Below are 14,095 nucleotides of genomic sequence, written 5' to 3' on the forward strand. Positions count from 1 at the left end.
CCTCGGAGTCTCGCACCGGGTACCGGCGACCGCAGCTCGCACGGTCCGGGCGGGTGCCCGGCCGGGCGGGTGCGGGCGGCACCGCCCTCGCCCGTGGCACGATGGGGCGCGCCCGAGGGTGACGGGCGGCCGGTCAGGAGAGGCTGCGGGACAGAAGGACGTACATGACACAGGCAGGACCCACGGGTGCGGACGCGCCCACGGGAAGGGCCGCCCGTGCGCTGCTCCAGGACGCGGACCGGCTCGTCGGCACGGCCCGTGCGGTGCTGGACGACCACGCCGGGGCCCTCGACGCCGCGCGCGGCGCGCTGGCCCCCCTCTTCGACGGCCTGGTGGACCGGGAGCTGGCCGGCATCCCCCTCGCCCGTCTCGGGGACGTCACGGAGGGCCGGCTGCGGCTCGGCGCGCTGGAGCAGGCCGGATACCTGACGGTGGGCCGGGTCCACGGCACCGGGCGGTACGAGCTCCGCCAGATCCCCGGTGTCGGGGCGCAGACCGCGGACCGGGCCCTGGCGGCCGCCCGGCAGATCGCGCACGCGGTGCGGGACACCGTCGCCGTGCGGATAGACGCCCAGGCCCCGGACGCGGCGACGACCGCGCTGGTCATCGCACTGCACCGGCTGGTCGAGGCGGGCCCCGACGCGCCTCGGGCCGCCGTCGCCGCCCGGCGCCTCGTCGCGGAGCTGGAGCCGGGGCTCACGGCGGCCGCGCCCGCCCGGAACCGGCTGCGGATGCTGTTCACGGGGCGCGGTGCCCGTGCGGAGGTACTGGCCGCGGTCGCCTCCGTACGGACGGCGGTGGCGGAGGCCGCCGCACGCGAGCTGCGCATGCTGTTCGGGCAGGCGTCCGTGGATCTGCTGCGCGGGCCCGCTTCGCAGGCCGAGGCATGGGTGGACTTCGAGCTGCGGTCGGCCGAGTACTACAGCCTGCTCGCCGAGCTGTCCGGCACCGGCCCCGACCGGGACGCCGCCGAAGGGTTCCTGCCCGCCGGGATCGCGGACCGGGTGCGCGGACTGCGGCTCGACGACACCCATCTGCGGGTGTCGCTGCGCGGGTACCAGTCCTTCGGTGCGCGCTTCGCACTCGCCCAGAAGCGGGTGATCCTCGGGGACGAGATGGGGCTCGGCAAGACCGTGCAGGCCATCGCCGCACTGGCCCACCTCGCCGCACACGGGGAGACCCACTTCCTGGTGGTGTGCCCGGCGAGCGTACTGATCAACTGGGGGCGGGAGATCCGCGCCCGCTCCACCCTGCGGGCCGTGCCGGTGCACGGACCGGAGCGCGACGGCGCCTTCACCGAGTGGCGGGCGACGGGCGGGGTCGCGGTGACCACCTTCGACGCGCTGGCCACCCTGCCGGAGGGTCCGGTCTGCGGGACACGGCCCGCCATGGTGGTGGTGGACGAGGCCCACTTCGTGAAGAACCCCGCCACCCGGCGCTCCCGCGCGGTGACCGGATGGACGCGGCACGCCGAGCGGGTGCTTTTCCTGACCGGCACCCCGATGGAGAACCGGGTGGAGGAATTCCGCAGCCTGGTACGCCAGTTGCGCCCCGAGCTGGCGCCGTCCGTCTCCCCCACCCACGGTGTCGCGGGCTCGCACGCCTTCCGCAGGGCCGTCGCCCCCGCCTATCTGCGGCGCAACCAGGACGACGTCCTGGGTGAACTCCCGGCGCTCGTCCAGGCCGACGAGTGGGAGGAGTTCTCCGCCGGGGACCTGGAGGCGTACCGCGAGGCGGTGGGCGCCGGGCACTTCATGCGGATGCGCCGCGCCGCGTACGCCCGCCCCGAGACCTCGGCGAAGCTGAACCGGCTCCGCGAACTGGTGACGGAGGCCGCGGGCAACGGGCTCAAGGTCGTCGTGTTCTCGTACTTCCGCGAGGTGCTCGGCACGGTCCGGGAGGCCCTGGGCGGGGGCGTGTTCGGGCCGGTGTCCGGGAGCGTTCCGGCCGCGCGCCGGCAGGAGGTGGTCGACGCGTTCGGCGCGGTGGACGGGCACGCGGTGCTGCTGAGCCAGATCCAGGCCGGCGGTGTCGGGCTCAACATCCAGGCGGCCTCGGTGGTGATCCTGTGCGAGCCGCAGATCAAGCCCACGATGGAGCACCAGGCGGTGGCCCGTACACACCGGATGGGTCAGATACGGACGGTCCAGGTGCACCGGCTGCTCGTGGCGGACAGTGTCGACCAGCGGATGCTGGACATCCTGGCGCGCAAGGACCGGCTCTTCGACGCGTACGCCCGGCGCAGCGATGTCGCCGAGGCGGCACCCGACGCCGTCGACGTGTCGGACGCGGCGCTCGCCCGGCGCATCGTCGAGGAGGAGCAGCGGCGGATGGCCGGCGTCTGACTCAGTGCTGGTGGGTCCTGGCCGCACCGGCCGCGTGGTGCGGCGGGTCGTAGCCGGGGACCGTGCCGTCCGCCTTGGCGACCAGCAGCAGCCCGGCCATGCCCATGTCGGAGTGGCTCTGGACGTGGCAGTGGTACATCCAGGCACCCGCCCCCACGTGTTCACCCGCGATGATCTGGAATCCGAAGGAGTCGGCGGGTCCGCAGATCTTCGTGTCGACGACGCGGCTGGGATCGTCGGGGCCCGTGAGCAGCCCGGTTCTGTTGTCAGCCCAGCGGTGCCCGTGGATGTGGAACGTGTGGTAGTACTCGCCGTGCGTGATCACCACGACCTCGACCCGGTCGCCCACCGTGGCCTCGAAGTCCGGGCTCTCGTGGGCGGCCCTGTTGTTGATCGTCATGTCGTTGAAGACGATGGTGAGCGTCTTGTCGGGCAGGAGGTCGCCCTTGCGCCGGACGACGAGGGGTCCGTAGAGCCCCTTGCGGATGCCGCCCGTGCCGTGGTCCGTGCCGACGACGTGGTCGTGGTAGTGCCAGTAACCCGCGCTGCCCGCCTGCCAGGTTCCGTCCTTCCGGCGGCCGGGGGTGTGGGTGCGCCAGGTGTACGTGCGGGTGCCGCCCGGTTCGACGTGGCTCCGGTTCATCCGGGTGCCGTCGCTGGCGATGTCGTAGTCGACGCCGTGGACATGGAGGCTGGCGTCGACGTCCGTGGTGTTCTCGAACTCGATGTGCAGGGTGTCGCCCTCGGTGATCTCGATGAGGGGTCCGGGGATCGACGCCTTCCCCCTTTCGAGGCCGTATCCCATCTGGCCGTCCGCCAGTTTCTCCGCGTACAGCCTGAGGTGCCTGACCGCGCCTCCCGCCGGCGCGGTCTTCGCCGGGTTCTCCGCCGAGGTCGCCTGGACCGCGCCGAGTGACATCGATGTCACCCCGGTCGCGGCCGCCACGCCGCCGCCCACCAGCATCCGCCGGTTGAAGGTCCTTCGGTCCATGTCGAACTCCCCACTGCGCTAAGGAAACTGACGGGCCTCTCCCTGGGAACGGCCACACCGTAGCCGGGGCATCCATGTTTATCCACGCTCAGGACAAAGTTCGTTTGATTGCTGCCGTAGCTATTGGCGAGTCACGAAAAGAGGTCTAGCTTCATGCGCTGTTGCAGTGACCGCAGAGGTGCAGTGACCACAGAAGCGACCAAAGAGGGGTGGGTGACCACGTGCAGCGCACACCACATCACAGGTCCGGATCGCGACGGGGCCTCGCGACGACAGCCGCAGTCGGCGCACTGACAGCGTCCCTGCTGGGCGGTAACACGGCCGGCGCCAGTCCCTACCCGGACCCGGGGCTGAAGGAGCGTATGGCGACAACGTTGTCCCTTCCTTCGCCGCCCGGCGGGGCGAACGTCAGGGTCCTGGTCTTCCACGCCTCGGCGGGCGAGGAGTCCCCGACCGTGGACGCGGGGATCGCGGCCATCGAGAGGATCGGGCTCAGCGGCCCTGAGTCCGGGCGTTTCAGGACCGTCGCCACCGACGACGCCGGGGTGTTCACCAACGGCAAGCAGCTCGGCCGGTACAACGCGGTGGTCTTCCTGACCGGCGGCGGCGACGTCCTCGACCCGGAGCAGGAGGCGGGCCTGGAGGCGTACATGGAGGCGGGCGGCGGCTTCCTCGGCATCCATGACGCGGCGCGCACGGAGCCGTACTCCGACTGGTTCACCGGCCTGGTCGGTGCCCGTCCTGCGGCCGGCGGCCCGGCGAACGTCCAGCGCGCCACGGTGGAGGTCGGCGACCGGCAGCACCCGGCGACGAAGAACCTCCCGCTGGAGTGGAAGCGCCCCGACAAGTGGCTGAACTGGAAGGTCAATCCGTCCGGGGACGTGCACACGGTGGCCCGTGTCCGGGAGATCACGTACGCGCCGGGCGCGAGCGCCAACGGCTGGGACCACCCCGTCTCCTGGTGCCGCGACTACGACGGCGGACGGTCTTTCTACACGGGCATGGGAGGCACGGCGAGCAGCTTCGCCGAGACCGATTTCCGGGACCATCTGCGCGGAGCGCTGGCCTGGACGACCCGGGTCTCGCAGGCCGACTGCAAGGCCACGATCGACTCCAACTACACGGCGGAGAGGCTCACGCAGCCCAATCAGCCGGGACAGAACGACCAGATCGGCGAACCGCACGGTCTGGTGACCGCGAAGGACGGGCGGGTCTTCTACATCGGACGCGGCGGCGCCGACAGCAGCGCGCCGGTGATCACGGACTGGAGCAACCCGGACATCGGCAAGGGCAACGGCGAGATCCACGTCTACGACCCCGCCACCAAGAAGGTCTCACTCGCCGGCAAGCTGAGCGTCTTCGGCAACAAGGGCGGCGGCGACGAGCTGGTGAAGGTCGAGGAGGGCCTGCTCGGCATCGAGCTGGACCCGGACTTCGCGTCCAACGGCTGGGTGTACCTGCACTACACGCCGCACGCGAAGATCGACCGCGACAAGCGGATGGCGGTGCGGCAGGTCTCGCGCTTCACCTTCGACCACACCGCGAACAAGCTGGACCTGGCGTCCGAGAAGGTGCTGCTGAACTGGCCGGTCCAGATCCACAGCTGCTGCCACGCGGGCGGCGGCATGGCCTGGGACTCGAAGGGCAACCTCTACGTCGCCACGGGTGACAACAACTCCTCCGGCTTCAGCGGCGGTTACTCCGGCAACAACCCTCAGCCGAACTACAAGGGCGTCTCGTTCGCCGACGCTCGCCGCACCGCGGGCAACACCAACAACCTCAACGGCAAGATCCTGCGGATCCACCCGGAGGACGACGGCACGTACACCCTGCCCGAGGGCAACCTCTTCACCGGCGAGGAGCCGGACGAGGGAGGCGGCAGGACCCGTGGCGAGATCTACGTGATGGGCGTGCGCAACCCGGCCCGGATCTCCGTCGACACGGCGACCGACACCCTGTACGCGGGCTGGGTCGGCCCGGACGCCGGTGCCCCCAGCACCACCTGGGGTCCCGCCAAGTACGACACGTTCGCCGCGATCACCAAGGCCGGCAACCACGGCTGGCCGTACTGCATGGGCAACAAGCAGCCCTACCGGGACCGCAACCTGCCCGACCCGTCCAAGCCGCTGGGCTGGTACGACTGCAACGCCCCGAGGAACGAGTCACCGAACAACGACGGCCTGGTGAAGCTGCCGCCCGTGACCGGCAACACCATCTGGTACTCGCCGCAGGGCGGCGGCGTGGACTACCCGCGTGACGCCGACGGCATCCCCAGCTACGAGGCGGAGGACCAGAAGCAGCTCCTGCCCTGGCTCAAGGGCGGCGGCCAGGCCACGATGAACGGTCCGGTCTACCGCTATGACCGGTCGAACACGAGCGAGGCCACATGGCCGTCGTACTGGGACGGCAAGTGGTTCGTCGGTGACTTCTACGACGACACCCAGCCGCGTCACGCCGTGCTCACCGACCCGAGGACCGTCGGCAAGGGCGGACTGCCCACGCACGCCGAGTCCCTGAAGAAGATCATTCCGGTCGGTGCTGACGGCATCCGCAACCTCATGGACTGGAAGTTCGCCCCGGACGGATCCCTCTACGTCCTGGACTACGGGCGCGGCTTCTTCACCTCCGACTCCGAGTCCGCGCTGTGGCGCGTGACATACAAGGGCGGCGGTCCGACCCCGGCCGCCGCCGACCTGGCCAGGAAGGCGGCAGCGCAGTGAGACACCCTTCGCTCCTCGCGCGAAAGCGGTACGGACCCGCCCGGTGGTGGGTGGCCCTGCTCGGTTCGTTCCTGATGGTCCTGGGGCTGACGTCGACGGCCGCGTACGGGCGGGACGACGACCGTCCGGCCGCGGCGGCCGACCAGGTGCTCACCTGGACCGCGGGCGACCCCATCGACCACTATCTGTCGGCTCCGAAGACCGCGGTGGCCGGACCGGCGACGATCGTCTTCGAGAACAGCACGGCCACCGGCAACACCACGGGCATGCCGCACACGCTGACCTTCAGCGTCTCGGACGTGGAGTTCAACAACGACGTCCCGCTGAACATCCTGGCCAATCCCGGTGACAGCGAGGGCGGCAGGCACAGCGTCGAGGTCACCCTCACCCCCGGCCGGTACTTCTACCACTGCACCATTCCGGGCCACGGGTCGATGCAGGGCATCCTCACCGTGGCCGAGGGCGGCGGCGAGGACACCACCGCCCCCGAGACCTCGGCGACGGTGGACGGCGACCGGAACGCCGACGGCGCGTACATCGGCCAGGCCACCGTCACCGTGGCGGCGACCGACGCGGGTTCGGGCGTGGACACCGTCGAGTACGCGATCGGTGCCGGCGCCGCCTGGCAGCCGTACACCACGCCCGTCGTGGTGAACGAGGTGGGCACGCACACCGTCCGCTACCGCGCCACCGACAGGTCCGGCAACCTCGCGGCGGAGAAGTCCGTCGGCTTCGCGGTCGCCGCACCACCCACGGACGACGAGACACCGCCGGAGACCTCGGCGACCGTCTCGGGCGAAAAGGACGCGGCCGGCGCCTACCTGGGCATGGCCACGGTCACCGTGACCGCGTCCGACACCGGGTCCGGCGTCAACACCATCGAGTACGCGATCGGGTCGGACGGCTCCTGGCAGCCGTACACCGCCCCCGTGATGGTGCACGAGGTGGGCACCCACACCGTCCGCTACCGCGCCACCGACAGGTCCGGCAACCTCGCGGCGGAGAAGTCCGTCGGCTTCACCGTCGTCGAACCGCAGTCGCAGGACCGGACACCGCCGGAGACCTCCGTGGCGGTGACGGGCGACAAGAACTCGGACGGTGCGTTCATCACCAGCGCCAGGGCCACGGTGACCGCCACCGACGCCGGCTCGGGCGTGGAGAAGACCGAGTACTCCCTGGACGGGGGTCCGTACCTCGCGTACACCGCGCCTGTCCTCGTGGACCGCGTCGGCCACCACACCTTCGCCCACCGGGCGACGGACAGGGCGGGCAACACGTCCGAGGCGAAGCAGGTGTCGTTCACCATCGCCGAGAGCGGCGGGGTCCCGGCGCCCAACTGCCCGGAGTTCGACGAGCGGCTCACCGTCATCGTCGGCACGGTCGACACGGGTGTTCCGAACCGGATCACCGGCAACCGCTGCACGATCAACGAGCTGATCGAGGACGAGAAGGACTGGTCCTCGCACGCGCTGTTCCTCAAGCACGTCGACAAGGTCCTCGACAAGCTGCTCGCGGCCGGGGTGATCGACGCCCGGGAGCACAGGAAGATCTACCGGGCGGCCAGACAGTCCGGCATCGGCAAACCGGGCCAGGACGAGGGCTACCGCAAGCTGTTCGACGGCACTGCCGACTCCCTCGCCGGGTGGCAGCAGGTCGGCGGCGGCCAGTTCGCACTGAACGAGGAGGAAGGCTCGATCACCAGCTCCACCACCGTCGGCGGCATGGGCATGCTGTGGTTCCCGGGCAGGCAGTACGGGGACTTCTCGCTGAAGCTCCAGTGGCGCGACGACGCCCCGGGCACGGGCAACGCCAACGCGGGGGTGTTCGTCCGCTTCCCGGAGGTCCACGACCACCCGGAGGAGTCCCGTCCGGAGTGGGTCGCCATCAAGTACGGCCATGAGATCCAGATCAACGACCGTCCCGACGGCGACATGTACAAGACGGGTTCCGTCTACGGCTTCGACCGGGTGGGGCTCGGCGGCGCCGGCGTCACCCCCAAGGGCACCTGGAACGACTACGAGATCCGGGTCGTGGACCAGCACTACTCGGTGTACCGCGACGGTGTCCTGCTGAACGAGTTCGACAACGACGGCGGCCAGGCCTTCGAGCCGCCGCGCGGCGACGACCCGGGCACCGACGGCCGGCGGTTCGCCTCCGGTCACATCGGTCTCCAGGTCCACGGCACCACGGACGTGATCTCGTACCGCGACATCCGTATCAAGGAGCTGTAACCGGCGAGGAACGCTCAGGTGGCCGCGGCAGCGTGCTCCGGCACGTGGTCGCGGCCTCCCGGGTGCCGTGTGCGCCACACCCAGAAGACCGTGCAGGAGACCAGCGACCAGACCGCCAGCACGACGTACGGGAAGGCGTACTGGTGGCCCTGGTAGTAGACCGCCGTGTGCTGGGCGTTGACCGAGGCACCCGGCGGCAGCCAGCGGCCGACGTGTCCGAGCAGCGACGGCAGCAGGGGCCAGGACACCGCACCACCGGACGACGGATTGCCGAGCAGCACCATGACGCCCCAGGTGGGGATCATCGCCCAGCGCCCCATCAGGGTGTTGAACATGGTGAAGACCATGCCCGACGTGAACATGGTGAACGACAGGATCAGCCAGGACTGGACGAACGGCAGATCCACCGCGCCGAGCAGCCAGTCCACGACGGCCGCGATGCCGAAGCCGCCGAGCAGGGCGTAGCCGATCGTGAAGGCGATCCGCTCCAGCGGGTTCAGCTCCCGGGCGTTCACGCTGAGCTGGATCGATCCGATGAAGCCGATGATGACGGCGGCGAGCGAGATGTAGAACAGGGCCAGGCCACGCGGGTCGCCCTTCTGCAGCGGCTTGAGGTCCGTGACCACGAGAGGGACGCCGGCCCGCTGCGCGACCTCGGCACCGGTCTCGCCGAGCAGCTCGGCGACGGTGGCGCCGGACGCCGCGGCGACGTCCATGGCCACCCCGCGCCGCCCGGCGGGCCGCAGGATCGCGAAGACCTTCTGCGCCTCCAGCGCTTCGCCGGCCCCGGCCCGGGTGGTGTACCGGTGGAGTTCGAGGGAGGCGTCGAGCGCCTCCTCCATCCCGTCGACGAACCGGTCGACACCGGGAGCCGCCGGGCCGCCGGTGACCAGGGCGGCCGGGATCCGGCGCGGGGTCGGGTCGGCCAGCGCGTAGGTGTACGAGCCGGCGAAGAGCCCGGCCGCGGCCGCGATGATGAGGGTCAGCACCACCGCCGGGAAGTACGGCGACCGCTTGTACTCCTGCCACCTCTCGCGCCGGGTCGGGGGCCTGCCGTGTGCTCCGTGCTCGGCGGGGCGGCCGGGACTCACCCCGTGCCGTCCGTGTCGTGCCGGGCGCGGCTGGGCTGGACCCGTTTCGGTTCGCCGGGCATCTTCGGATACTCCGGCGGGTAGGGCAGGTCGCCGAGCTCGTGGTCCTGCTCGTCCCGGTTCGCCAGCTCCAGCAGCCCGTCGAGCCGGAAGGCGTGGTCGTCCATGTCCGCGTGCAGGTCGCCCACCTCGGCGTACCGCACGGGCATGGTCCGGATGTCGAAGTCGCGGGGCTCGGCGTCGTCGATCTCCTCCCAGCGCAGCGGGGCGGAGACGGGAGCGTGCGGGAAGGGGCGTACGGAGTAGGCGGAGGCGATGGTGCGGTCACGGGCCGTCTGGTTGTAGTCGACGAAGATCCGCTCGCCGCGCTCCTCCTTCCACCACGCGGTGGTCACCCGGCCCGGCATCCGGCGTTCGAGCTCCCGGCCCACCGCGATGGCGCAGCGCCGGACCTGGGTGAAGGTCCACTCGGGCACGATGGGCACGAAGACGTGGATGCCGCGCCCGCCGGAGGTCTTGGGCCAGCCGCGCAGCCCGTGGTCGTCCAGGACGGACCGCAGCTCGTGGGCGGCCCTCACCGCGTCGGAGTAGTCGGTGCCGGGCTGCGGATCGAGGTCGATCCGCAGCTCGTCGGGGTGGTCGGTGTCGGCCCTGCGCACCGGCCAGGGGTGAAAGGTGAGGGTGCCGAGGTTGGCCGCCCAGAGGACGGCGCCGAGCTCGGTGGGGCACATCTCGTCGGCGTGCCGGCCGCTGGGGAATTCGATCCGGGCGGTGGGTGTCCAGTCGGGGAGGTTCTTCGGCGCACGCTTCTGGTAGAAGAAGTCGCCCTCGACGCCGTCCACGAAGCGCTGGAGGGTGGTCGGCCGCTCGCGCAGGGCGCGCAGGACTCCTGGCCCCACGGCCAGGAAGTACTCGGCCACGTCTCTCTTCGTGTAGCCCTTCCCGGGGAAGTACACCTTGTCCGGGTTGGACAACCGTACGGGCCGGCCGTCCGCGTCCAGCTCCACCGCTGTTCCCGCTGCTCCCATGTCGGACACCGTAGGCCGGGCCCACATATGCCGCACATCGGGAGACGTGTTCCCCGCAGCGGTCCAGAATCGGGCCATGGACCTGCCGGTGATGCCTCCCGTGAAACCCATGCTCGCCAAGTCCGTGTCCGCCATTCCGCCGGGCATGCAGTACGAGGCGAAGTGGGACGGCTTCCGTGTGATCGTGCACCGGGACGGCGACGAGGTGGTCCTCGGCAGCCGGACCGGCAAGCCGCTCACCCGTTACTTCCCCGAGCTGGTCACGGCGGTCCGGGAGAATCTGCCGCCGCGCTGCGTGATCGACGGGGAGATCGTGGTCGCGCACGAGGGGCGGCTGGACTTCGACCGGCTGAGCGAACGCATCCATCCGGCCGACTCGCGGGTGCGGACGCTGGCCGAGCGGACGCCTGCCGGTCTGGTGGCCTTCGACATCCTCGCGCTGGACGACGAGTCCCTGCTCGGCGCGCCCCTGACCGAGCGACGGGCGGTGCTGGAGCGTGCCCTGTCCGCCGCGTCGGCGCCGGTCCATCTCGCCCCGGCCACCACGGACCCCGCTCTCGCCCAGGAATGGTTCGAGCGGTACGAGGGGGCGGGGCTCGACGGTGTCGTCGCCAAACCGCTCGATCTGCCGTACCGGCCGGACGTACGGGCGATGTACAAGATCAAGCACGAGCGGACCGCCGACTGCGTGGTGGCGGGCTACCGGTTCCACAAGAGCGGACCGGTGGTCGGCTCGCTGCTGCTCGGTCTGTACGACTCCGGGGGCGCGCTCCAGCACGTCGGGGTGTGCGCGGCCTTCACCATGAAGCGGCGTGCCGAACTGGTCGAGGAGCTGGACCCGCTGCGGATCGAGCCCGCGGCCCACCCGTGGGCCGCCTGGGCCGACGCGGCGGCGCACGAGGGCGCGCGGCTGCCGGGGGCACCGAGCCGCTGGTCGGGCAGGAAGGACCTGTCCTGGGTGGCGCTCAGCCCGGAGCGGGTCTGCGAGGTGGCGTACGACCACATGGAGGGCGACCGCTTCCGCCACACCACCCGGTTCCGGCGGTGGCGGCCGGACCGCACCGCCACCGGCTGCACCTACGCGCAGCTGGAGGAGGTGGTGCGGTACGACCTGTCCGAGGTGCTGCGTCCGGGCTGACCGTCAGGCGGGCGTGGCGCAGGGGTCCTCGGGCGCCGCGTCCGTGGGGGACGGGGCGGGGTCCGGCGAGCCGGTCGGGCAGCCGGGGCCGGAGGTGCCGGGCTCCGGGTCGGGCGTGGTGGTCGGATCGGGGGTCGTGGTCGGGTCCGGCGAGGTGGTGGGGTCGGGGGTCGTCGGATCGGGGGAAGCGGTGTCGGTCGGGCCGGGGGTCGTGGTCGGGTCCGGCGAGGTGGTGGGGTCCGGGCCGGCGGAGTCCGAGGGCGTGGGCGTCGGCGTGGGGGTGGGCGAGGTCGAGGGGCGCGGGGTGGTGCCGGGTTGCGGACCGACGACGATGCCGCCGCCGCTGCCCGGGCTGCCGGGGCCGCCGACCGGGGCCTTCGGCTCGGTGGAGCCGCCCGCACCGGGACTCCGCGGGATCACGCCCCTGCCGTCGGCGACCGGGTGGGCGCCCTTGCGGTAGTAGTCCAGCCAGGACAGCACCGTGCGCAGATAGGTGTCCGAGTGGTTGTAGCTGAGAATCGCCCGGTCGAGGTCGCCGCGCACGGAGAGGTCGCGCGTCCCCGCGCAGAGGTAGTGGCCGGCGGCGAGGGCCGCGTCGACGATGTTGCCGGGGTCGCGGCGTCCGTCGCCGTTGCCGTCCTTGCCCCAGTGCGCCCAGGTGGAGGGGATGAACTGCATCGGGCCGACCGCCCGGTCGTAGCGGGTATCGCCGTCGTACGTCCCGCCGTCGGTGTCCGGGATGTCGGCAAATCCGTCGCCGTTGAGGACGGGGCCGAGGATCGGGGTGAGCGTGGTGCCCGCCGCGTCGACCCGTCCCCCGCTCGCGTGGCCGGACTCCACCTTGCCGATGGCCGCGAGCAACTGCCACGGCAGACGGCAGCCGGGATCGGCGCGGCCGAGGGTGGTCTGCGCCTTCCGGTAGGCGGCCAGGACGGTGGCCGGGATGCCGGCCTCGGCCCAGGACCGGGCGACGGCCGCGCCTGGCTTCTCCCCGGCCCTCTCCGGCGGCTCCGGAGTCCTCAGCGGCGGCAGCTCCGTGTGGTAGCTGTCGTCGTTGGGCACCTCCGTCCAGACGACGTCGTCCGCCGCCACGTTCCTCATGTCGTCGCGGGCATCGCCGCCGGTGAGCCCGGGGGCCTGGGACGCGGTGAGTGCCGCCATGGCGGCGACCGCGGTGGCCGTGCCGCTGATCCCGCGGCGCATGGTGCCGTTGAGCCTCATGTGTCCTCCCACTCCCCGGATCATCGAGTGAACGTGTCGATGGCGGCGATCCGCCAGGTGTCCCCGCGGCGGACGGCGTCCACAGCGAACATGGCCGCCGCGTAGGTGGTCTCTTCTCCCTTGCCCGTGCGGGTGTTGCTCTGGTCGGCGAAGATCAGCAGCCGGGCGCGGTCGCCGTCGAGCAGTTCGACGCCGCTCTCGGTGACGGTCGTGGTGAGCACGAGCTTCTGCTTCGGTGCCTGCGCGCGGACCTCGGCGAGCATGTCCTTGTGCTGCTGCACGGCCGCGCCGACCAGATGGCGCTCGGCCGCCCGGCCGGACTTCTCGGGTGAGGCGTAGGTGTACGAGAACACGGCGCCGACGGCCTCGGTGATCTGGCCCTTCACCTCGCTGGTCCGGCTGATGTCGGTGAGCGCGGTGTTCTGCCGGACCGGATCGTCGCGCAGGGTGCCGGCCGAGGTGAACGCCCAGCCGGCGAAGGCGCCGAGAAGCACTGTCGCGGCGCCGAGGACGACGGGCAGCCGGACGCGGGGGCGGGGCAGGCGCCTGCGTGGTGGTCCGGGCGGCTCGTCGGCGTCCGCCCGGGCGGTCTCCTCGTCCGCGGTCCCGTCGTCCTCGGCCGCGTCTTCTCCGGCCGCTGTGTGGGGCGTTGTCCCGTGCGGGGCCGGTTCGTGGGGGGCGGGCTCCTCCTCGGTGCGGGGGCGGTCCGGGGCGGCCGTCGCGGCGACGGTGGCCAGCCTGCGGCGGCGGTTCACGAGGTGTCGGGTGGTCGACATGGCGGAGGTCCTCTCGGAAGGGGGTGCGGGCGGCGGGTTCAGCCGGCGGCGTTGCCGACGGGTGCCTGGCCGAGGGCGCTGAGCTTCCACCCCTCGGAGGTGCGGGTGAGCTGCCCGAGCATCCGGCTCTCCTTCACCGCGGGCTTCCCCTCCGGCGCGGTCACGGTGACCCGCAGCGCCACCATCACTCCGGCCCGGCCGGCCCGGTCGTCCAGCTCGGTCACCGCTCCCGACAGGACCTCGGCCGTGCTGACCGTCCTGGCCGCCTCGATCTGCTCGACGAACGAGTCCCGTCCGTCGACGAGTTGCTTGTGCAGATCGCCGGTGGTCGAGTCCTCCCAGCTGTCGAGTCCCTCGTCGAGCTCCTCGTGGTCGAGCGTGTTCATGTTCTGCACGGCCTGCTTCCCCGCGGCCAGCGCGTCGTCGCGGGCCTGTGCGTAGGCCGCCGAGTCGTCGTGCGCGGCGTCGTAGCGGGACCAGCCGCCCCAGCCCGCCGCGCCGGCCGCCGCGACGGTCAGCACGATCGCTGCCGTCACCAGCGGATTCCTCGTCGT

10 protein-coding genes are annotated in these 14,095 nt (G+C 71.7%); 4 read left to right on the forward strand and 6 right to left on the reverse strand.

Annotated features, from left to right (window positions below):
* Nucleotides 1-164 precede the first annotated feature (164 nt).
* The gene (locus tag AB0F38_RS20570) at nucleotides 165-2,345 is read left to right on the forward strand and encodes a DEAD/DEAH box helicase (protein WP_361895108.1); all 2,181 of its coding nucleotides are present in this window, start codon (nucleotides 165-167) and stop codon (nucleotides 2,343-2,345) included.
* A gap of 1 nt (nucleotide 2,346) precedes the next feature.
* Here the strand turns inward: AB0F38_RS20570 and AB0F38_RS20575 are convergent, their stop codons facing one another.
* Nucleotides 2,347-3,336, reverse strand: coding sequence for a multicopper oxidase domain-containing protein (locus tag AB0F38_RS20575; RefSeq protein ID WP_361895111.1), 990 nt, complete (start codon nucleotides 3,334-3,336; stop codon nucleotides 2,347-2,349).
* Nucleotides 3,337-3,698: 362 nt separating this feature from the next.
* On the opposite strand from AB0F38_RS20575, the gene AB0F38_RS20580 reads away from it, so the two are divergent.
* Together AB0F38_RS20580 and AB0F38_RS20585 are read left to right on the forward strand one after the other, a co-directional pair.
* The gene (locus tag AB0F38_RS20580; RefSeq protein WP_361895114.1) at nucleotides 3,699-6,056 is read left to right on the forward strand and encodes a ThuA domain-containing protein; all 2,358 of its coding nucleotides are present in this window, start codon (nucleotides 3,699-3,701) and stop codon (nucleotides 6,054-6,056) included.
* A complete protein-coding gene (locus AB0F38_RS20585) occupies nucleotides 6,053-8,287 on the forward strand; it encodes a family 16 glycoside hydrolase (protein ID WP_361895116.1) in 2,235 nt (744 codons plus the stop codon). The genes AB0F38_RS20580 and AB0F38_RS20585 overlap by 4 nt, the downstream gene beginning before the upstream one ends.
* Before the next feature lie 14 nt (nucleotides 8,288-8,301).
* Here the strand turns inward: AB0F38_RS20585 and AB0F38_RS20590 are convergent, their stop codons facing one another.
* On the reverse strand, nucleotides 8,302-9,378 hold the full coding sequence (locus AB0F38_RS20590; RefSeq protein ID WP_361895119.1) for an ABC transporter permease: 1,077 nt from the start codon (nucleotides 9,376-9,378) through the stop codon (nucleotides 8,302-8,304).
* The gene (gene ligD / locus AB0F38_RS20595) at nucleotides 9,375-10,385 is read right to left on the reverse strand and encodes a non-homologous end-joining DNA ligase (protein WP_361895475.1); all 1,011 of its coding nucleotides are present in this window, start codon (nucleotides 10,383-10,385) and stop codon (nucleotides 9,375-9,377) included. Before ligD ends, AB0F38_RS20590 begins: the two co-directional genes overlap by 4 nt.
* A gap of 97 nt (nucleotides 10,386-10,482) precedes the next feature.
* Between ligD and AB0F38_RS20600 the strand changes: the two genes are divergently transcribed.
* The gene (locus AB0F38_RS20600) at nucleotides 10,483-11,544 is read left to right on the forward strand and encodes an ATP-dependent DNA ligase (RefSeq protein WP_361895122.1); all 1,062 of its coding nucleotides are present in this window, start codon (nucleotides 10,483-10,485) and stop codon (nucleotides 11,542-11,544) included.
* Between the two features lie 3 nt (nucleotides 11,545-11,547).
* On the opposite strand, the gene AB0F38_RS20605 is transcribed toward AB0F38_RS20600, so the two are convergent.
* Genes AB0F38_RS20605 through AB0F38_RS20615 form a run of 3 tightly spaced genes read right to left on the reverse strand, consistent with a single transcriptional unit; the run spans nucleotide 11,548 to nucleotide 14,077 of the window.
* Nucleotides 11,548-12,765, reverse strand: coding sequence for a lytic transglycosylase domain-containing protein (locus AB0F38_RS20605; RefSeq protein WP_361895125.1), 1,218 nt, complete (start codon nucleotides 12,763-12,765; stop codon nucleotides 11,548-11,550).
* Between the two features lie 20 nt (nucleotides 12,766-12,785).
* Nucleotides 12,786-13,541 (reverse strand): hypothetical protein, encoded by a 756-nt coding sequence (locus AB0F38_RS20610; protein WP_361895128.1) that lies wholly within the window; start codon nucleotides 13,539-13,541, stop codon nucleotides 12,786-12,788.
* Between the two features lie 38 nt (nucleotides 13,542-13,579).
* A complete protein-coding gene (locus AB0F38_RS20615) occupies nucleotides 13,580-14,077 on the reverse strand; it encodes a nuclear transport factor 2 family protein (protein WP_361895130.1) in 498 nt (165 codons plus the stop codon).
* Between the last annotated feature and the right edge of the window lie 18 nt (nucleotides 14,078-14,095).

Origin of the sequence: Streptomyces sp. NPDC025273 (assembly GCF_040638585.1) — a bacterium.
GTDB lineage: Bacteria > Actinomycetota > Actinomycetes > Streptomycetales > Streptomycetaceae > Streptomyces > Streptomyces cinereorectus.